This is a genomic window from Nocardioides sp., assembly GCF_025964975.1.
In the GTDB taxonomy this organism is placed as follows: Bacteria; Actinomycetota; Actinomycetes; order Propionibacteriales; family Nocardioidaceae; genus Nocardioides.
Window position 1 is genome coordinate 1 of the sequence record NZ_JAOPXV010000097.1, and the last position, 18,720, is coordinate 18,720.

Here is an 18,720-nt window from a genome sequence, read left to right on the forward strand (position 1 = left end):
CGTGCTCGCGGTGCTGGCTGGCTGCAGCACCGATGACGTCGACGGCCCCGGCGACACGACGGCCACGGAGACGACGACCGAGACGACCACGGAGGAGCCTGCCGCCGAGGAGACGGGCGACGACTCCGAGTGGTTCGTGCAGGCCGACTACGACGAGCAGGACGCCCAGCGCTCGGCATCCTTCGAGGGTGACGTGTCGGAGCCCTGGCTGCAGTACATCGACGGTCCGATGAGCGACACCGCGGAGTACAAGTCCGAGGGCGCCAAGAAGGTCTGCTTCGCCAACGCCTCGGTCAGCAACCCGTGGCGCCAGACCGGCTTCATCACGATGAACCAGCAGCTCGAGGCGCTCCAGGACAAGGGCGTCATCTCCGAGATGGAGGTGCGGGACGCCCAGGACGACGACAACACCCAGCTGGCCGACATCGACTACTTCATCTCCGAGGGCAACTGCGACGCCTTCGTCATCTCGCCCAACTCCACGGCGGCGCTGACGCCGGGCGTGGAGCGTGCCTGTGAGACCGGCAAGCCGGTCATCGTCTTCGACCGTGGCGTCGAGACCGACTGCGCCACCACGTTCATCCACCCCATCGGCGGCTACGCCTGGGGCATCGACACGGCCGAGTTCCTCGTCGACAACCTCGAGGAGGGTGACAAGGTCATCGCGCTGCGCATCCTGCCCGGGGTCGACGTGCTGGAGACCCGGTGGGCTGCGGCCAAGAAGATCTTCGAGGAGAATGGCATCGAGGCTGATGACTTCTTCACCGGCGCCGACCCCAGCGAGATCAAGAACTACATCACCGACGCCCTCAACCAGGGTGAGGTCGACGGCGTGTGGATGGACGCCGGCGACGGTGCCGTGGCTGCGATCGAGGCCTTCGAGGACGCCGGGGTCGACTACCCGGTGATGACCGGCGAGGACGAGATGAGCTTCCTGCGCAAGTGGGAGGAGACCGGTCTCACCGGGCTCGCGCCCGTCTACTCGAACTTCCAGTGGCGCACGCCGCTGCTCGCCGTCGAGAAGATCTTCGCCGGCGAGGAGGTCCCGAAGGAGTGGGTGCTCCCGCAGGTGCCGATCGCCGAGGACGAGCGCGCGGACTACCTCGAGGCCAACGACGGCATGCCTGACGGGCACTACGCCAAGTTCGGTGGCGAGGACCTGCCGGGCTTCCCGGAGGCCTGGCAGGACCGCTGAGTCGTGCCCGCCATCGGCATCAACACGTGGGTCTGGGTCTCTCCCCTGACCGACGCAGTGGTCGGCGACGTGCTCATCCACGTCGCCGACCTGGGGTTCGACGCAGTCGAGCTCCCGCTGGAGAACGTCGGCGACCTGAGCGTCGACGTGGTCCGATCCGCGCTCGAGCGGACCGGACTGAGGCCCTACGTCGTGGGCGCGATGGCACCAGGTCGCGACCTCGTCGCCACGGGGGGGACGGGCATCGCCGCCACGCAGGACTACCTGCGTGCGTGCATCGATCTCGCCCACGGCGTGGGCGCCCCAGCAGTGTGCGGACCGTTCTACACCTCGACCGGCAGGGTCTGGCGGATGTCGGGCGAGGAGCGTCGAGCGGCGTACGCCGAATGGCGGACCAACATCGCACCGGTCGCCGACCATGCGGGGGAGCGAGGGGTGGTGCTCGGCATCGAGCCGCTGAACCGCTACGAGACGTCGATGGTCAACACCGTGGCCCAGGGGCTGGAGCTGCTGGACGGGGTGCCGGCCACCGTAGGCCTGGCCCTGGACAGCTATCACCTCAACATCGAGGAGCGCTCGACTCCTGCCGCGATCCACGCGGCCGGTGAACGGCTGGTGCACCTGCAGGTGTGCGGCTCGGACCGCGGGGCACCGGGCGGCGACCAGACCGACTGGCCAGCCCTGCTGGCAGCACTGCACCACGTGGGCTACGAGGGCCCGCTCAATATCGAGAGCTTCACCGCCGACAACGCATCGATCGCCACCGCGGCGTCGATCTGGCGACCGCTGGCCCCCACCCAGGACGACCTGGCCCGAGACGGGCTGGCCTTCCTGCGGTCCCTGACTGCACGAGACTGATGAGGACTGACATGGACGACCGCCTGGGGGTAGCCGTCATCGGCTACGCCTTCATGGGCAAGGCCCACTCGAACGCCTGGCGCAACGTCGGAGCCTTCCATCCTCGGGTGCCCGGCATCCGGCAGGAGGTGCTGGTCGGTCGCGACCCGGCCCAGGTCGCGGCGGCCGCCACCCGCTACGGGTGGTCCCGGACGGCCACGGACTGGCGGGCGGTGATCGAGGACGACGCCGTCGACATCGTGGACATCTGCGTGCCGGGTCACCTGCACGCGGAGATCGCCATCGCCGCGTTGGGCGCCGGCAAGCACGTGCTGGTCGAGAAACCGTTGGCCAACACGATCGCCGAGGCCGAGGCGATGGTCGCCGCGGCCGAGGACGCCTCCCGGCACGGTGTGCGGGCCATGGTCGGCTTCAACTACCGGCGGGTGCCGGCCCTGGCCATGGCACGGGACCTGATCGCCGCCGGGCGCCTCGGCACCGTGCGCCAGCTGCGGGTGTCCTACCTCCAGGACTGGCTCGTCGACGCGGCAGCGCCGATGACCTGGCGGATGCGGAAGGAGGCGGCGGGGTCCGGGGCGCTCGGCGACCTCGGCTCGCACGCCGTCGACCAGGTGCGCTACCTGCTGGGCGCCGACGTGGCGTCGGCGAGCGGGCTGCTCGAGACGTTCGTCGGTGAGCGGACCGGCACCGACGGGCCGGAGGCCGTGACCGTCGACGATGCCGCCTGGGCCACGCTGCGGACCACGACGGGAGCGGTCGCCAGCATCGAGGTCAGCCGGATGGCGACGGGACAGAAGAACGCTCTCGCCATCGAGGTCTACGGCAGCCTCGGCTCCCTGCGCTTCTCCCTCGAGTCGCTCAACGAGCTCCACGTCTGCCTCGACGGCAACCCCGGTTTCACCCGGGTGCTCGCCACCGAGGCCCACCATCCCTACGTCGAGGCCTGGTGGCCCCCCGGCCACGTGCTCGGCTGGGACAGCACCTTCACCAATCAGGTCGCCGACTTCCTCGGGACCATCGCAGCCGGGACGGAGCCCTCCCCGAGCTTCGCCGACGGCCTCGCCGTACAACGTGTGCTGGCGGCGATCGAACAGAGTGCGGCACGCTCGGGGTCACCCGTCTCGCTGGAGGACCCCTCATGAGCCGTCCCTACACCCTGTTCACCGGCCAGTGGGCCGACCTCACGCTGGAGGAGGTGGCGGCCCACGCCGCCGGCTGGGGCTACGACGGCCTCGAGATCGCCGTGTCGGGCGAGCACCTCGACGCCTGGCGCTGCGACGACGACGACTACATCGCAGACCGGCTCGCCGTCCTCGAACGCCATGGCCTCCAGGTGTGGGCCATCTCCAACCACCTCACCGGCCAGGCCGTGTGCGACGACCCGATCGACTTCCGGCACCAGGCCATCGTCCGTCCCCGGGTGTGGGGCGACGGGTCTCCGGACGGCGTCCGTGCCCGGGCTGCCGAGGAGATGCAGCACACTGCGCGACTTGCGCAGCGGCTCGGCGTCGACACCGTGGTCGGCTTCACCGGCTCGTCGATCTGGCAGTACGTCGCAATGTTCCCGCCGGTGCCGGCGAGCGTGATCGAGGCGGGCTACCAGGACTTCGCTGACCGGTGGAACCCGATCCTGGACGTCTTCGACGAGTGCGGGGTCCGCTTCGCCCACGAGGTGCACCCCTCCGAGATCGCCTACGACTACTGGTCGACGATGCGGACGCTGGAGGCGGTCGGCCACCGGCCCGCCTTCGGCCTGAACTGGGACCCCAGCCACATGATGTGGCAGGACCTCGACCCTGTCGCGTTCATCACCGACTTCGCCGACCGGATCTACCACGTCGACTGCAAGGACACCCGGATGCGCCTCGGCGGCGGCCGCAACGGCCTGCTGTCCTCCCACCTCCCATGGGGCGACCAGCGCCGTGGCTGGGACTTCGTCACGGCTGGTCGCGGGGACGTGCCCTGGGAGGACTGCTTCCGGGCCCTGGGTGCGATCGGCTACGACGGACCGATCTCCGTCGAGTGGGAGGACGCCGGGATGGACCGGCTGCAGGGTGCCCCCGAAGCGCTGGCCCATCTCAAGCAGTTCGACTTCGACCGGCCCGCCCAGGCCTTCGACGCCGCGTTCTCCCAGGACTGAGCCGCTCAGCGGTAGGCCAGGACGATCCCGATCGCTGACGGGACGAGACCCAGCAGCAGCCACGATGAGACGGGCCGTCTGCCGTGGATCATCCGGGCCAGGGCAACCGCGATGACGCCGAACGCGCCGGCGATGAGGCACAGTCCGACGCGGGCCCCCGGACGTGGGTCCTCCAGGAAGACCGCGGCCAGGATCAGGCCCATCACGAGGTGGAAGATCGTGGTGACGACGAGCGCCGACATGACCCAGCGCTGGACGCGGGTCAGGTTCTTGTCCTCCGCGGCCCGGTCGCGCACCGGGCGAGGTGCATCGGGGTCGATGAGGTGGCGCCGGCGGCGGGGCTGTTCGGGCTCGGTCATGGCTGCTTTCGGTTCAGGGTGCGATGGTCAGGAAGATGAAGGAGGCGAGGAGCACGAGGTGCACGCAGCCCTGCAGCGGCTTGGCGCGGCCGGGGACGACGGTCAGGATGCCGACGATCACCGTCAGGAACAGCAGCACGATCTGCACGTTGTCCAGGCCAAGGGCCAGCGGGCCCTCCAGCCAGATCGAGGCGACCGCCAGGGTCGGGATGGTGAGCCCGATCGACGCCATCGCCGAGCCCAGGGCAAGGTTGAGGCTCACCTGCACCCGCTCGCGCGCGGCGGCGCGGACCGCTGCGATCGACTCGGGGAGCAGCACCAACAGCGCGATCACCACTCCGACCACCGCGTGGGGGAATCCCACGGAGGCAACACCGTCCTCGATGGCGGGCGAGACGATCTTGGCCAGTCCGACCACCGCCACCAGGGAGACGACGAGCAGCCCGGCGCTCCTCGCGGTGGTCCGGTTGTCCGGCGGATCGGCATGCCCGTCGCCGTCCGCGTCGACGTGGTCGCCCGGTGCGAGCGTGGTGCCGTCACGATCGACGGGCAGGAAGAAGTCGCGGTGACGGATCGTCTGGGTGAACACGAACATGGCGTAGAGAGAGAGCGACGCCACGGCCGCGAACGCCAGCTGGGCACCGGAGTACTCCGGGCCCGACTCCGAGGTCGTGAACGACGGCAGGACCAGGCAGAGGGTGGCCAGGGCGACCACAGTGGCCAGAGCGGCTCCGGTGCCCTCCGGGTTGAAGACGGCCAGGTGGTGCTTGAGCGCGCTGACGAGCAGGGACAGCCCGACGATGCCGTTGATGCTGATCATCACGGCGGCGAACACCGTGTCGCGGGCCAGGCCGGAGACGTCCTTCTCCGCCGTCACCATCAAGGTGACGATCAGTGCCACCTCGATCACGGTGACCGCGACTGCCAGCACCAAGGAGCCGAGAGGCTCTCCCACCCGGTGTGCGACGACCTCGGCGTGGTGGACCGCAGCGAGGACGGATCCGATCAGGACGGCGGCGGCCGGGGCGAGCATGACGGGCCCGAGGTCTCGTCCCCAGCTCGCGGCGAGCAGCAGACCCCCCACCAGCGGCGCGGCAGTCGTCCAGCTGGGGCGAGGCATGCCCCCAGCCTAGCGAGACGTGGTCGTCAGGCGTCCGCGGCGTGCATCGTCTCGAGCCGAGCGGTGAGCTTGGCCACGCGGTGGGAGTTTCCCGTCAGGTCGACGTACTGCTGGCCGAAGATCGCGAGCAGGGCGTCGTCGAGCCGACGTACGGCTCCGGCGGGGTAGCGGTAGCCCATCCGCCGGATGATCGCGTCGGGGTCGACCGACGTCAGGAGCCCGCCGAGCTCGTCGAGCGAGGTGATGCCCAGCTCGAGGAGGAGCCCGCCGATCCACCCGTAGTGGTCGGTGTGGGACCAGCCGGCGTCGGCGTACTGCCCCGCCAGGAAGGCCGCGAGCTCCTGGCCGCTGATCCGTGGGTCGCTGGGGTCGGAGTCCTCCGGCGAGACCGGTCCGACGGCCTGGAGGCGCTCACGGATGGTGGAGAACTCCCGGTCGGCCAACTCGAGCAGCCCCGCGGCCAGGGTGAAGCGCCGGTCGAGGTCGGGGACGTATTCCTCCGGGTCGGTGCCCTTGTAGCGGATGTCGTGCTCGAATTCGGCCCAGGCGTGCTGCAGCACGGTGCGGACCTGCACGCTGGCACGGTGGCCGCGCACTGCGTCGTACGGCGCCTGGTGATCCTTGCCGTCGTGGGGATCATCAGGGTCCGGCGTCACCAACAGGTGGCGGCTGGCATATCCGAACCCGCCCGCGCTGGCCGTCTCCTGGCCCATGTCACGGTCGTCGAGGATCGTCAGCTCGTCGTCGAGCAGCTCAGCGACTGCGGCCACGTCGCTGTGGACGTAGGTGATGACGCGCACCCCGATCTGGTCGGTGACCTGGTTGAGCGGATCGGGGTACAACAGCTCGTCGTCGACGACGCGAGCAGCCTTGGCGGCGAAGGAGGCCACGCTCTTGGTCCGCCCGGTGACGCTGAGGTAGTTGATGCCGGCGTCGTCGAGCAGGATGGTGATCAGCTCGACGAAGCGCTCGGTCGGCGCGACCAGCCCTGGTTGGCGAGCGGCGTAGGCGCGCACGGCCTCTCGCACCGGCCGCGAGGTCGGCGCAGGGGCGGGAAGCTGGGCGGGTTGGTCGGGGGACGGCACAGGCACAGCCTGCCGTGTCTGGCCCCGCTTCGCACCCGGCGGTTCCCCGGGGCGGTGGCGGCGGTCCTCCCCAGCTGCGACGAAGGCGGGATTGACCACGGCTCCGAGCAGGAAGGAGGCAGGCACGGCACCCTCATGAAGGAGCATTCCGATGGAACCTACCCGGCTCCGGATCACCCCGGTCATCGACGCCAGCGACGTGGCCTTCCTGTCCGGCTTCTGCCGTCACTCGATCCCCGAGCACGGCGAGCTGCCCTCGTTCGCCGAGGGCGGGATGACCCGGATGTGGCCCGGCCAACCAGCGGTGCCGTCGCCCTGGGTGCCGTGCGCCGACGGCTGCTGCCTCGTGCTGGCTCCTGGCCGAGCCCGGGTGGACGCGGCCGGTCAGTGGCTGCGCTTCCTCATCGATGAGTTCCTGGGTGCGCCCCGCCGGCTCGACGGGTGCATCGAGGTGCCCGGAGCAAGGGGCCGGGGTCCGGTGCTGCTGATCGTCGAGGGCGACGAGGTGTTCGAGGGTGAGCTGGGCGAGCAGCAGGACCGCGGGTGGTCGCGCTGATGCGCTGCTCGGGGGTGAGGGCTCAGTCCAGGACCCCCGCTGCTCGCGCGGGCTCGGCATACGCCCGCGCGAGCGAGGCGACCGTGTGGTGGGCGTTGAGCCCACTGGGGTTGGGCACCACCCACAGGACGGCACCACCGAACGTCTCCGGCTGGCGTCCCAAGGCGGCCTTCGGCACGCCGAACGCTCGGCGGTAGGCAGTGATGCCGGCGACCGCGACCACCCGCGGTGCTCGTTCGGTGACCAGGGCGACCAGCCGCTCTCCGCCGGCGCGCAGCTCCTCGGCGCTCAGCTCATCGGCCCGTGCGGTTGCCCGCGGCGCAAGGTTGGTGATGCCCAGTCCACGCGAGCGGAAGTACGCGCGGTCCGCCTCGACCATCCCGGCCGCTGCGTCGATGGGCCGGTCGATGATCCCGGCCTGCAGCAGCGCGGGGTAGAAGCGGTTCACCGGGTGCGCGAAGTGGGTCTGGGTGGCGGCCGTCCACAAGCCGGGGTTGATGCCGACGAACAGCAGCCGGAGGTCGGGACCGAGGAGGTCAGGCACCTCGGTGTCGCGGAAGGACTCGAGCTCAGCGCGGGTGAAGAGGGCCATGGGCATCCAGCGTAGGGCGCCCGACGGAACCTCCACGGTGGGACTATCGTCCAACTGCCATCGAGTCCGACCCTTCTCACCCAGTGAGGTCCACGTGAGCCCACGACCAGACCGACGCCTGACCGCTGGCACTCTTGCCTCCTGCGCGTTGTTGCTGACGACGCTCGCGGCGTGTGGCAGCAGTGAGAGCGAGGAGCCGACCAGCGCGACCGATTCCTCGGCCAGCGGCTCCGAGTCCGTGACCCCCTCCGGGACCACCAGCAGCACCACCGACCCCGAGGACAGCTCCTCGGAAGGCGCAGGGGGAAGCATGCCGGTCGGTGACACGGTCGAACCCGGGCAGGCACTCATCGTCAGCGCCTCCAACGTCGACGGGGAGACCTCACATCTCGCCAGCGCGTTGGTCGATGCCAAGGCCGTCGACAGCTTCCTCGCCGGCACCGACGCCAGACTGGCCGCCGACGTGCGGGCAGCGGTCAAGGACGTGCAGGTCCCGGACGGCAACACGCTCTTCGGTTCGGTCGTGGCCGTGGGCTGTGAGAGCCCGACGACGGTGGTGTGGGAGAAGACGTTCGAGGGCGTCCAGGTCACCGCGCCGATGCCCAAGTCCACCGTCCAGTGCCTGGTGCCGGTCACGTCGGTGGCGTTGTTCCTCGTGGAGGACAGCGTCTGATCACGGGTCTGACCCCGGGTCTGACCGAGGTCTGATCAGCGGGTGATTCGTCAGGCCGGCGGCGTCGTGGGCACCGGGGTCGGCGCGGGCGTGGGAGCCGGCGTGGGCGGCGGTGGCGGCGGCACGATCGGTGGGAACTCCGCGTGGTAGAAGATCGCGACCCCGTTCGCGACCTTGCGCTCCACGCCGGCCGAGCCTGGCTCGTCGATGTCGGTGGAGGGTTCGTTGATCACGCCCATCTCGCCGGTGACCTTGCGTGAGTACATCGTGGACGACCCGCCACCGTCGAAGTTCAGCGCGCTCTCGGCGCCGAGGGCCTGCATCATGTTGGCGAGCTCGACCATGGTGTAGCCGCGGCTGGCGGTGGAGCGCCCGTCGATGACGAGGAAGAGCAGCTTGCGGCCGTCGACGTCGATGCCTACGGCGGTGCGCGGGTGCATGAGCCGGTCGTTGACGACCGTTCGGACGCCGTTCAGCAGCAGCGGACGGTCCCCGGACACGGCCACCAGGGCGCCGGGCTTCGCCTTGAACTTGAAGGTCGCCTTGCGGCCCACCTGGAGCGTCTTGAGCAGCTTGGCCGCCGATCCCCGGCCGACCATGACCTGGCCCTTGATCTTGCGACCCTTGGACAACGCCCCCTTGTTGGAGACGATCTCGCCCTCGACGACGACCACCTCGCGGACCTGCTTGGTGTCGCCGTCGGTCACCGAGTAACCCTTGGTCCAGCCCCAGTCGGTCGTGTAGAGACCGATCGAGTTGTCGGCGACAGTCGGGGCGTTCAGACCGCTGAACTGCCAGCGCGGTCGCTGGCGCAGCTTGGTCTTGGTCGCCATGGGGCCGATCTGCGGGGTGCCGGCAGCGTCGAGGTAGAAGGACGCGTTCTCCGGGATCCAGCCCGTGGTCGAGCCGTGGAGCACTCCGCGCTCGCGGTCCACCCCGACGCCGAGCGGGGCGCCGGTGTCGGAGATGTCGAAGAAGTCGCCGTTGACGGCGCCGATCACACCCTCGGCCGCCCCCATCTGGCTGACGGTCTGGCGGCGTACGGCATAGGGCGCACCGAGGTAGTCGACGGAGATGTGGGGGGCGTTGAGGTCGATGGTCAGGAGGTTGGCGCGGATCGGGCCCCGCCCGTCCGACTGGTCCCACTCGCGGATCGTCATGCCCGGGGCGATCTCGTAGGTGACGTCACTCGTGACGGTGGCCGGCGTGGCGCGGGCGTTGCGGGGGAGTCGTCGGGCCACCAGGCCCGGAACGCCGTCGGAGGTCTGCCCTCGTCGAGTCATCACGGTGCCGCGCTCGCGCAGTGCGCGTCGTTGCAGGGGACCCAGGCCACGGCGGTCGTGGGCCCTGTCGCCGCCACCGTCGCCGCTGACGAGGTCGTGGGTGGTCATCGATGGTGAGGCGCCCGCAGAGACCGACACCGGGACAGCAACGAGGCAACAGGCGAGGGCGCCGCCGAGCAGGGACGAGGTCAATCGGTTCGAGGCAAACACACGCTCCACAGTAGGTCGGAGCCGGTGGCGGATCGCGGAGACACGGGGTGTGTCGCGGAGTGGTCCCGGGGATGTCGTCACGAGGAGGGAGACGCTCCCCCCGGCTCGTTGGTTGTCGCACTAGGCTGCGCGCCGTGGGCCAGCGTGTGGACAACGTCTTCCTCGAGGGCGACAACCTCGACGTGCTGGCCACGATCGAGCCGGGAAGTGTCGACCTCATCTACACCGACCCGCCCTACAACACGGGCAACGACTTCGCCTACGCCGACTCCTTCCGCACCGACCGCGGAGGTGCGGCCGGTCGGCATGCGGCCTGGGTGGACATGATGCGCCCCCGCCTCGTGGCGATGCACGAGGTCCTGTCGGTCCGGGGCGCGATCTACGTCAGCATCGACGACAACGAGGCGGCGTACCTGCGGCTGCTGCTCGACGAGGTCTTCGGTGAGGCCAACTTCCTGGCCCAGGTCGTGGTGAACCTCAACCCCAAGGGGCGACAGCTCGGCGGCGGGTTCGCGACGAGCCATGAATACGTCATGGTCTATGCCCGCGACGCCAAGCAGTGCGTGCTGGACGCGAGCAGCCACGACACGGTCGATGCTGCCGACTTCGGACAGAGCACCGAGGACGGCCGGGCGTTCCGGCACCTCCCGCTGCGCAACACCAACAAGAAGTTCAACCCGGTCACCGCCCCTACCCTGCACTTCCCGGTGTACGGCGACCCGCTGACCGGCCGGGTCGCCACGGCCGCCTTCGAGGGTGCCGTCGAGGTGCTGCCCGTCTTCGGTGACGGTCGACCGGCGGTGTGGCGCTGGTCCCGGCCGCGCATCGACCAGCGTCCCGACGACCTGGTGTGCCGGGAGATCGCCGGTCGGACCGGGACCCGCGTCGACGTCTTCCAGCGGGACTGGCTGCACCGCGAAGGCGGGCGGCGCAAGAAGCTCCCGACGATCTGGCTCTCGGAGGAGATCGGCTCCACCGACACCGCAGTGGCGGAGCTCAAGGCCCTCATCGGTCACGTCTTCGAGTCGCCCAAGCCGACCGGCCTGGTCAGGCGGATCCTGGGCACCATGCCGGCCGACTCCGTGGTGCTCGATCCCTTCGCGGGGAGCGGGACGACTGCTCACGCGGTGGCGATCACCAACGCGGCCGACGGCGGGACCCGCACCTGCCTGAGCATCAACTCCGCCGAGGCGACCCGTCCGGGGTCCAACGCCGCGAACGCCGGGTTCGCCACGGTCGCCGACATCACCCGCGCCCGGTTGGCTGCGGTGACCGAGCTCCATGGCGGTGGGCTCGAGCTCCGCTGACACCAGCCACTCAGATGCCGGCCGCCGCCTCCAACGCGCCGAGCTCGTCGTCGAGGTAGGTCAGCAACCGCTGGAGGTGCGGCACCGTCCGGCGGCATCCCGTGATCCCGAAGCACATCTTGTCGGCGTACGAGTTGCAGGTGATGTTGAGCGCCATGCCGTTGATGGGGATGGACAGCGGATAGGTCCCGACCATTTCGGCGCCGTTGTAGTAGCGCGTGGAGTTGGGGCCCGGGACGTTGCTGATGATCACGTTGAACGGCGGTCGCACCAGACCGTGCATCCGCATCACCGAGGTCAGGAGCGTCGGTGACATGCCGAGGGCGCTCATGGCGATGATCTGCGTGGGCGTCATCGACGACAGGGCGGCCTTGCCCTGACCCATCGAGCGGTGCACGGACTCGAGGCGGTCGCCGGCGTCGGGGAGGTGCGTCCCGAGCTGCACCATCACGGCCCCGACCGCGTTGCCGCCGTCGGCCGAGGCCACCTGGGACTGCTTGGCGTTGAGCCCGATCGGCACCATCGAGACCAGTGAGGTCTCGGGAAGGGCATCGAAGTCGATGAGGTAGGAACGCAGGGCGCCACTGCACATCGCCATCACGACGTCGTTCAAGGTCGTGCCGGTGGCCTTGCCGATGGCCTGCATCCGCTCGATCGGCCAGTCCTGCGCCGCGAAACGCCGGGACCCGGTGATCCCCTGGTTGAACATCGTCCTGGGGGCGTACAGCGACAGGGCCGAGGTCTCGTTGCGCACGCCGGCGCTGAGGGTCCGGATCAGCGCCCCCGGCAGGCCGGCGGCCTCGGCGCTGATTCCCAGGGCGGTGCGCAGCGCTGCGGCCGGCACCTCGGACGACGGGGTGGGCTCCGACGCCGGCCGGTCAACCTCGGGGCGGGGCGGACGAGCCCCCCACGGCGGCGCCATGTCGCGGAGGTCGGGATCCGTGCTCAGGACGCTCTGCATCAGCCGCATGGCCGAGACCCCGTCGACGAGTCCGTGGTGGACCTTGGTGTAGAGCGCGACCCGGCCGTCGCGCAGGCCCTCGATGACGTGGGCCTCCCACAAGGGTCGCTCGCGGCCGAGCCGCGTGGAGTGCAGGCGCGAGCAGAGGTCCAGGAGCTCGCGGACCCGTCCGGGCTTGGGGAGCGCGCTATGGCGTACGTGGTGCTCGATGTCGAACTGCGCGTCCGGTTCCCAGACGTACTGCCCCGCGGTCGCGAGGGAGCGTCGCGGGTGCTTGAGGAAGAGGGGAGCGATCGCCTGGGGGGTGGACATCGTCTCGTACATGTCCCGGACGTAGTTGCGACCAGCGCCCTCGGGCTTCTTGAAGAGCTGGAGCCCGCCGACGTGCATCGGCTGACGACGGTTCTCGGCATACAGGAAAGCAACGGACGTCGGGTCGATCGGTGTGACCACGCTGTGGATCCCCTCTTCGAAGAAGGCTGATCCTCGCGTGCTCCACGCTTGCTCACAAGGGCAACGACGATCTGGGTCCGCCTTTCGCTCTGGCAGGATCGCCAGCATGGAGGCGAGTCCGTTGGACCGCGTGTGGTCGCGCAGTCGTACGTCGCTGCGTGCCCGGATCGACAGGGTGCGCTCGAAGTCGTTTGCGATCGGGCAGTGTGCCGTCGCCGCGGGAGTGGCATGGTTGATCGCCCACGACCTGATGGGCCACGAGACGCCCTTCTTCGCGCCGATCGCCGCCGTGGTCAGCCTGGGGACGTCCTACGGCCAGCGCCTCCGCCGGGTGGCTGAGGTGACGGTGGGGGTTGCCTTGGGTGTCCTGCTGGGGGATCTCCTCGTGATCTGGCTGGGCTCGGGATGGTGGCAGATCGCGATCGTCGTGGCGCTGGCGATGTCGTTGGCCTTCCTCCTCGACGGTGGCCAGCTGATCGTGATGCAGGCGGCAGTCCAGTCGATCGTGGTGACGACGCTCATCGTCAGTCCGGGCGGAGCGCTGGTCCGATGGGCCGATGCGCTCATCGGAGGCGCGGTCGCGCTCGTCGCGGCGACCGCCGTGCCGGCCGCCGCGCTCCGGAGGCCACGCGAACAGGCGGCGAGGGTGCTGCGCAAGGAGGCCGAGATGCTGCGGGCTGCCGCCGACGTCATGGATGACGGGGAGCTCGACCGCGCTCTGGATCTCCTCGCCGACGCCCGCGACACCGACGACCTGATCCACGAGCTTCGCAGCGCGGCCGACGAAGGCCTCGCGGTGGTGGCTTCATCTCCGTTCCGGGTACGGCACAGGAACGGTCTGCGGCGCATGTCCGACCTCGTCGAACCGCTGGACCGATCACTGCGCAGCACGCGCGTTCTCGTGAGGTACGTCGCCATGGCGGCCTACCGTCGTCGGACCGTGCCCGTGGGCTACCCGCTCGTCGCCCGCGAGCTCGCCGCCGCGGTGGACCTCGTCGCAGACGAGCTGCAGGCCGATCGCCTGGCCGAGGCAGCGAGACCAGCCCTTATCGCTGTGGGCTTGGCGACCTCCGAGCTGCCCCGTGAGGACGCGTTGTCGGTCGAGGTGGTGCTCGCGCAGCTGCGGGCAGTGGTCACCGACCTGTTGATGCTGACCGGGATGGGGCAGCTGGAGTCGACCGACGCGATCCCGCCGCCTCGGGCGTGAGCCACGACTACCTTCCCTTGGGGCGGCCCCGCGTGCGGAAGGCCTAGGGTCCCCGCATGAACCTGGTCCGCCTCGCGGTGTCAGCGGCATTTTCTTCTCAGTGCGTCAGTTGTCGCAGCCTCGCCCGCGACAGCAGACACCGAACGCCTGCGGGACCGGTCTCACGATGTCGTGCGGGTGAGGTGCGAACGACTACAGCAGGACCCCTGCGTCGTGCAGCCCTTCACCGAACCCAAGGTGGCGTTCGCTGACATCGTCTGGGCACGACACACCTACTCCGATCGTCGCTTGGTCCTGCGGATGAGGCTTCGCGACGTGCTCGTGCGCCGTGATGTCGGGACCTACATCAGTTGGAGCGTGCGTGGGCCTCGCGACTCCGGACTGGGGGTGCAAGTGCTGTGGGATCCCGCTGGCCCTTCCCCCGACCTCACTACTACCGACATCACGAACACGCGAGGGGTGGACTACAAGTGCGCCGGCGCACGAACCACCGTCAGCGCCCGCACCGCTACCTTCACCTTGGCAATTCCCAAGCAGTGTCTGCCCGGTGCGCCATGGGTTCGCGTAGCTGCGGGAGTCATGGTCCAAGACTTGGCCAGGGGTAGCCTCTGGCACGACGACCCGCGTGTGGGTGACGACCTGCCAATCAAGTACAACGTCGCCGATCACCCTGAGGGCCCCAGGCTGTACCGAGGCTGAGTCGCGAGGTCAGGGCGAGCGGCGGGTCCGCTGAACCTCAGCCCGCGAGGACGTAGTCGACGCACAGCGCGGGTGCCTGGTGCTTCCGGATCGTGACGATCGGGGGTGGGTGTGTGCGGTGCTGGTGGCCGGTGGGGAGGGTTACCGCGACGGAACCGTCTGGTTGGGTGCGGGCCCGCCATCTCGGGGCGTCCTTGGCGTAGTTGCAGGACTCGCACAGTCCTTGGCTGTTGCGAGCGCTGGTCGGACCGCCGCCGGCATGTGGCTGGAGGTGGTCGACGTGCCGAATCGGCGCGTCGCACCACGGCGTGCGGCAGACCTGGTCACGGAGCCGGATGAACCTGGCCAGGCTGCCGCGGAAGAACCGCCCGGTGGCGTCCATCGAGACGAGCTCACCGGTGGACGGGCTGGTGTAGAGGCGTCGTAGCCAGACGTGTTCGTGGCGGTCGCAGGCTCCGGCCACGATCTCGCGGGCGAGCTCGGCTGGGACCGGTCCGAAACCGTCCAGCCGTGCGGGCTGGTCCGAGCCGCTGAACAAGGCAGTGTCGGTCATGATCAGGCCGAGCGAGACCCGTAGTGCCCCGGCCTCGCCGTCAGCGGTGCTAAGGACTTTGCCGACCAGGGTGTCTGCCATGAGCTGACCTTTGGCCCGCTCATCGCCGGCCGCTCGCGCAGCGTCAGCGGCGCGGGTCAGAGCCGCGAGGACCGCTACTCCGTCCTTCACCGGGAGCAGGGCTGTCAGGTAGGTCATGGTGTCGGGGGCGGGTCGCAAGGTCACGCGTCGCTGGGACTCCGCCCGGCGTCGCCGGGCGACCAGCGCGGCGGCGTCGAGACGCGCCACCTCCTTGAGACAGGCGCCGGCCAGCTCACGCTCGCCCATCGACTCGACGGTCTCGGGGCTGCCCGACACGAGCTCGTCCACGGCGAGTCGGTCCTCCAGGGTCAGACACGCCGTCTCGCGGGCGACGATCGTCGCCTTCCACTCGGTGATCCGCCCGGTCCGCCAGGCCGCCCACGTGTGCGGCAGCTTCGACCGGACGATCTTCGCCAGCCCCAGGTGCTGACGCCCGCGATGGGGCGACTCACGTCGAGCCAGCGCCACCTGCTCGGCAACGCCACGACCCCGGCGCGCAGCGGGGACCCCGGCGGCCTCCTGCTCGGCCCGCTGCGATGCATCGAAGCAGGCGAGGCGGTCCTGGGCAGCGGTGACGACACAGGCCAGACGCTCCAAGGCACGCAGGGTCTCGATCCGCTCAGGGTCGCTCAGGTCACTGGCGCCCTCGATCGTCGAGGACAGTCCGTCTGCCCACGACTCGAGGTTGCTCGCGCTCAGCACGCCCGCATCGCCGTCTGAGTCCGCCGGGCAGATCGGATCTTGTGGAGCTTCTTTTCCCGCACCCCGACAAGGAGCCGAGCCGTTTGCACACGCCGTGCTAGCCCGGATCCCAGGCTGTTCTCAACGGCCCGCGACGATCAGCCGCGACCGTTCAGAGCGAATCGCGGAGCTCTGCGACAACGGAGTCGACGACCGCGACGAGGTCTCCACCGGTAGCAGCGGCGACGGCTCGCTGGCGCTGGTAGGAGGCGCCACGACGAGGTATGTCGCCGACGGACCGCAGCTCGGTCTCGCAGTCGAGGCGACGGGCGACCGGCGCCAACCGCTCCAGCAGGTCGTCGAGGTCGTCGGTGACCAACCGCTCACGGGACTTCTCGTCGAGGATCACGATCGCGTCGAGGCCGTAGCGCGCAGCTCGCCACTTGTTCTCCTGCACGTGCCACGGTGGCATCGTCGGCAGGGTCTCGCCGGCTGCGAGCCGGGTGTCCAGGTCGACCACGAGACAGTGGATCAGTGCTGTCAGCGCGGCGAGCTCGTTGATGTCGGACATGCCGTCGCACACGCGGTTCTCCAGCGTGCCGAGGTGGGGCGCCGGCCGGAGGTCCCAGCGGACGTCGGCCATCGAGTCGATGACGCCGGTCGTGGTCTGGTCGGCGATACAGGACTCGAACTGCTCCCAGGTGTCGAACTGGAAGGGCAACCCGGCCGTGGGCAGCTGCTGGAACATCTGTGACCGGTTGGAGGCATAGCCGGTGTCCTGGCCCGCCCACACCGGGGAGCTGGCCGACAGGGCGAGGAGGTGCGGGTAGGTGTTGAGCATGGAGGACAGGACGGGCATCACCCGATCACGCTCGGGCAGGCCGATGTGGACGTGGACCCCCCAGATCAGCATCTGGCGGCCCCACCACTGCGTCCGGTTGATCAGCTCCTCGTAGCGCGGTCCCTCGGTCAGCTGCTGCGCCGACCAGCTCGCGAAGGGGTGCGTGCCCGAGCCGAGCAGGTCGACCCCCAGCTCGGCCGCCGCGGGCACGACGACGCCGAGGGTGGTGCGCAGGTCCTCGACCGCCTCCGACACAGTGCCGCAGACGCCCGTGACCACCTCGACGGTGTTGCGCAGCAGCTCCTTGTGGAGCCGCCCGGGATCGGCGAGCCGTGGGCTGGCGGCGGCGAACAGGTCGGCTGCCGTGTTGGACAGGTCGCGCGTCTCGCGGTCGACCAGGCCGAACTCCCACTCCACCCCGATCGTCGGGTCGGGTGAAGCCTTGAAGTCGATGCGCACCGGACCATCGTAGGGAGACGGTGGCGCCTGCGGGTCACCCCGACGAGCGGGTGCGAGCATGGGCGCGTGGTGGATGACCCGCGCGAGCTCAACCTGACGATCGACCTCTGCCTGCGGATCGGTGAGGTGCTGCTGTCCTCGGGTGCGGGGGCGGCGGACGTCACTGCCACCATGCAGTCAGTCGCCCACCACTTCGGCCTGCGCCACCCGGAGCTCGACGTGACCTTCACGGCGCTGTCGATGAGCTACCAGCCGTCGCCCGAGGAACCGGCGGTGCTGATGATCCGCAACATCAAGCACCGCGACATCGACTACGCCGACCTCACCCAGGTCGACCACCTGGTGCACGAGGTGATCGCCGGCAAGCTGGACCTCTACCTGGCGCGCACCCGGATGGCCACCATCCTCTCGGTGGGTCACCCGTGGCCGCGGTGGTCGGTCACCCTGGCGTGGGGCGTGATGTGCGCCAGCGTGGCCGTGTTCCTCGGCGGGGACTGGCTGATTGCCCTGATCGCGTCGGCCTCGGCGATGTCGATCGACCGCCTCCAGATGGCGCTCGGACGGCGCCGGCTGCCCACCTTCTACCTCCAGGTCGCCGGAGGTGCCGTCGCGACCCTGTTCGCCACCGCCCTCGCGGCCACTCCGTTGGCAGCCGACCTCTCACTGGTGGTGACCGCCAACATCGTGATGCTGCTGGCGGGTGTCGGTTTCATGGGGGCGATCCAGGACGCGCTCACCGGGTTCTACGTCACCAGCGGCGCGCGGATGATCGAGGCGCTGCTGGCCACCGCCGGCATCATTGCCGGAGTCAGCGGAGGGCTGTCCGTGGCTGACGTCGTCGGTGTCGACCTCGGACAGCTGGTCCCTGGCCGAGCGCTCGGCAACCACGTTCTGGTGGGGGTGATGGGAGCGGCCGTCTCGGCCGCGGCCTTCGCGTTCGCCTGCTACGCCCCGCGCCGAGCGCTGGTGCCGATCGCCCTCACCTCCGCGTTGGCGACCCTGCTGCACACGGTCGTCGCAGACACCGGTCTCGGCCGCACGTGGGCGGCTGCACTCGGTGCGTTCGTCATCGGCCTGGTCGCCTACGCCGTCGCCGGTCGCTTCCGGGTGCCACCGCTGGTGGTCGCGGTGTCATCGATCGTGCCGCTGCTCCCCGGCCTCCTCATCTACCGCGGGCTGTCCTTGCTGACAGCGGGCGGCTCCGGCACCTCAGAAGGCATCGTGGCGATGATGACGGCCGCGTCGGTGGCGGTCGCTCTCGCCTCGGGGGTGATCCTCGGCGAGTACCTCGCCCAGCCGCTGAAGCGCGAGACCTCACGCCTGGAGGCACGCCTCGCCGGCCCCCGCCTGGTCGGGCCCTACCGTGCGTCACGGCGGGGTGGCACGCGCGGCGACCGCATCACCTGA

At 69.9% G+C, this 18,720-nt stretch carries 17 protein-coding genes; 9 read left to right on the forward strand and 8 right to left on the reverse strand.

Features of this window, described 5'->3' with window-relative positions; translation table 11 throughout:
* The 4 genes from JWN68_RS06690 to JWN68_RS06705 form a co-directional block, all read left to right on the forward strand.
* Positions 1-1,195, forward strand: a 1,195-nt coding sequence (locus JWN68_RS06690) for a substrate-binding domain-containing protein (RefSeq protein WP_297736479.1), incomplete at its 5' end; no start/stop codon positions are given.
* Between the two features lie 3 nt (positions 1,196-1,198).
* Positions 1,199-2,053: a sugar phosphate isomerase/epimerase family protein gene (locus JWN68_RS06695; protein WP_297736481.1), complete on the forward strand. Its 855-nt coding sequence runs from the start codon at positions 1,199-1,201 to the stop codon at positions 2,051-2,053.
* 11 nt (positions 2,054-2,064) lie between these two features.
* Positions 2,065-3,195 carry a Gfo/Idh/MocA family oxidoreductase gene (locus JWN68_RS06700; protein ID WP_297736484.1) on the forward strand — a complete coding sequence of 377 codons (1,131 nt, stop codon included), beginning with the start codon at positions 2,065-2,067 and terminating at the stop codon, positions 3,193-3,195.
* Positions 3,192-4,193, forward strand: a complete 1,002-nt coding sequence (locus JWN68_RS06705; RefSeq protein WP_297736486.1) for a sugar phosphate isomerase/epimerase family protein — start codon at positions 3,192-3,194, stop codon at positions 4,191-4,193. The genes JWN68_RS06700 and JWN68_RS06705 overlap by 4 nt, the downstream gene beginning before the upstream one ends.
* Before the next feature lie 5 nt (positions 4,194-4,198).
* Here the strand turns inward: JWN68_RS06705 and JWN68_RS06710 are convergent, their stop codons facing one another.
* The 3 genes from JWN68_RS06710 to JWN68_RS06720 are packed head-to-tail and all read right to left on the reverse strand — an operon-like array spanning position 4,199 to position 6,883.
* Entirely contained in the window at positions 4,199-4,552 is a 354-nt protein-coding gene (locus JWN68_RS06710; RefSeq protein WP_297736489.1) for a hypothetical protein, read from the reverse strand.
* Positions 4,553-4,565: 13 nt separating this feature from the next.
* A complete protein-coding gene (locus JWN68_RS06715; protein WP_297736491.1) occupies positions 4,566-5,672 on the reverse strand; it encodes an ionic transporter y4hA in 1,107 nt (368 codons plus the stop codon).
* Positions 5,673-5,698: 26 nt separating this feature from the next.
* Entirely contained in the window at positions 5,699-6,883 is a 1,185-nt protein-coding gene (locus JWN68_RS06720) for a (p)ppGpp synthetase (RefSeq protein ID WP_297736493.1), read from the reverse strand.
* A gap of 25 nt (positions 6,884-6,908) precedes the next feature.
* On the opposite strand from JWN68_RS06720, the gene JWN68_RS06725 reads away from it, so the two are divergent.
* The gene (locus JWN68_RS06725) at positions 6,909-7,313 is read left to right on the forward strand and encodes a hypothetical protein (protein WP_297736496.1); all 405 of its coding nucleotides are present in this window, start codon (positions 6,909-6,911) and stop codon (positions 7,311-7,313) included.
* A 22-nt stretch (positions 7,314-7,335) separates the two neighbouring features.
* Here JWN68_RS06725 and JWN68_RS06730 read toward each other — a convergent pair whose 3' ends face one another.
* Positions 7,336-7,905 carry a mismatch-specific DNA-glycosylase gene (locus JWN68_RS06730; RefSeq protein WP_297736498.1) on the reverse strand — a complete coding sequence of 190 codons (570 nt, stop codon included), beginning with the start codon at positions 7,903-7,905 and terminating at the stop codon, positions 7,336-7,338.
* A 94-nt stretch (positions 7,906-7,999) separates the two neighbouring features.
* Between JWN68_RS06730 and JWN68_RS06735 the strand changes: the two genes are divergently transcribed.
* The gene (locus tag JWN68_RS06735) at positions 8,000-8,578 is read left to right on the forward strand and encodes a hypothetical protein (RefSeq protein ID WP_297736501.1); all 579 of its coding nucleotides are present in this window, start codon (positions 8,000-8,002) and stop codon (positions 8,576-8,578) included.
* Between the two features lie 50 nt (positions 8,579-8,628).
* Here the strand turns inward: JWN68_RS06735 and JWN68_RS06740 are convergent, their stop codons facing one another.
* Positions 8,629-9,969: a phosphodiester glycosidase family protein gene (locus JWN68_RS06740; RefSeq protein ID WP_297736504.1), complete on the reverse strand. Its 1,341-nt coding sequence runs from the start codon at positions 9,967-9,969 to the stop codon at positions 8,629-8,631.
* A gap of 236 nt (positions 9,970-10,205) precedes the next feature.
* Here JWN68_RS06740 and JWN68_RS06745 point away from each other — a divergent pair, with 236 nt between their 5' ends.
* Complete coding sequence (locus JWN68_RS06745; RefSeq protein ID WP_297736507.1) at positions 10,206-11,378, forward strand: site-specific DNA-methyltransferase; 1,173 nt, start codon at positions 10,206-10,208, stop codon at positions 11,376-11,378.
* A gap of 10 nt (positions 11,379-11,388) precedes the next feature.
* On the opposite strand, the gene JWN68_RS06750 is transcribed toward JWN68_RS06745, so the two are convergent.
* On the reverse strand, positions 11,389-12,792 hold the full coding sequence (locus JWN68_RS06750; RefSeq protein ID WP_297736511.1) for a wax ester/triacylglycerol synthase family O-acyltransferase: 1,404 nt from the start codon (positions 12,790-12,792) through the stop codon (positions 11,389-11,391).
* A 106-nt stretch (positions 12,793-12,898) separates the two neighbouring features.
* Between JWN68_RS06750 and JWN68_RS06755 the strand changes: the two genes are divergently transcribed.
* The gene (locus JWN68_RS06755; RefSeq protein ID WP_297736514.1) at positions 12,899-13,999 is read left to right on the forward strand and encodes an FUSC family protein; all 1,101 of its coding nucleotides are present in this window, start codon (positions 12,899-12,901) and stop codon (positions 13,997-13,999) included.
* Positions 14,000-14,735: 736 nt separating this feature from the next.
* On the opposite strand, the gene JWN68_RS06760 is transcribed toward JWN68_RS06755, so the two are convergent.
* Together JWN68_RS06760 and JWN68_RS06765 are read right to left on the reverse strand one after the other, a co-directional pair.
* Positions 14,736-16,034 (reverse strand): DUF222 domain-containing protein, encoded by a 1,299-nt coding sequence (locus tag JWN68_RS06760; RefSeq protein ID WP_297736518.1) that lies wholly within the window; start codon positions 16,032-16,034, stop codon positions 14,736-14,738.
* A 151-nt stretch (positions 16,035-16,185) separates the two neighbouring features.
* A complete protein-coding gene (locus JWN68_RS06765) occupies positions 16,186-17,313 on the reverse strand; it encodes a glutamate--cysteine ligase (protein WP_297736521.1) in 1,128 nt (375 codons plus the stop codon).
* A gap of 66 nt (positions 17,314-17,379) precedes the next feature.
* Between JWN68_RS06765 and JWN68_RS06770 the strand changes: the two genes are divergently transcribed.
* Positions 17,380-18,720, forward strand: a complete 1,341-nt coding sequence (locus JWN68_RS06770) for a threonine/serine exporter family protein (protein WP_297736524.1) — start codon at positions 17,380-17,382, stop codon at positions 18,718-18,720.

Bases quoted from the DNA above. Each gene is read 5' to 3' on its own strand.
- JWN68_RS06740 (WP_297736504.1), bottom strand. From the start codon at position 9,969: ATGACCACCCACGACCTCGTCAGCGGCGACGGTGGCGGCGACAGGGCC.
- JWN68_RS06725 (WP_297736496.1), top strand. From the start codon at position 6,909: ATGGAACCTACCCGGCTCCGGATCACCCCGGTCATCGACGCCAGCGAC.
- JWN68_RS06710 (WP_297736489.1), bottom strand. From the start codon at position 4,552: ATGACCGAGCCCGAACAGCCCCGCCGCCGGCGCCACCTCATCGACCCC.
- JWN68_RS06730 (WP_297736498.1), bottom strand. From the start codon at position 7,905: ATGGCCCTCTTCACCCGCGCTGAGCTCGAGTCCTTCCGCGACACCGAG.
- JWN68_RS06755 (WP_297736514.1), top strand. From the start codon at position 12,899: ATGGAGGCGAGTCCGTTGGACCGCGTGTGGTCGCGCAGTCGTACGTCG.
- JWN68_RS06705 (WP_297736486.1), top strand. From the start codon at position 3,192: ATGAGCCGTCCCTACACCCTGTTCACCGGCCAGTGGGCCGACCTCACG.
- JWN68_RS06700 (WP_297736484.1), top strand. From the start codon at position 2,065: ATGGACGACCGCCTGGGGGTAGCCGTCATCGGCTACGCCTTCATGGGC.
- JWN68_RS06715 (WP_297736491.1), bottom strand. From the start codon at position 5,672: ATGCCTCGCCCCAGCTGGACGACTGCCGCGCCGCTGGTGGGGGGTCTG.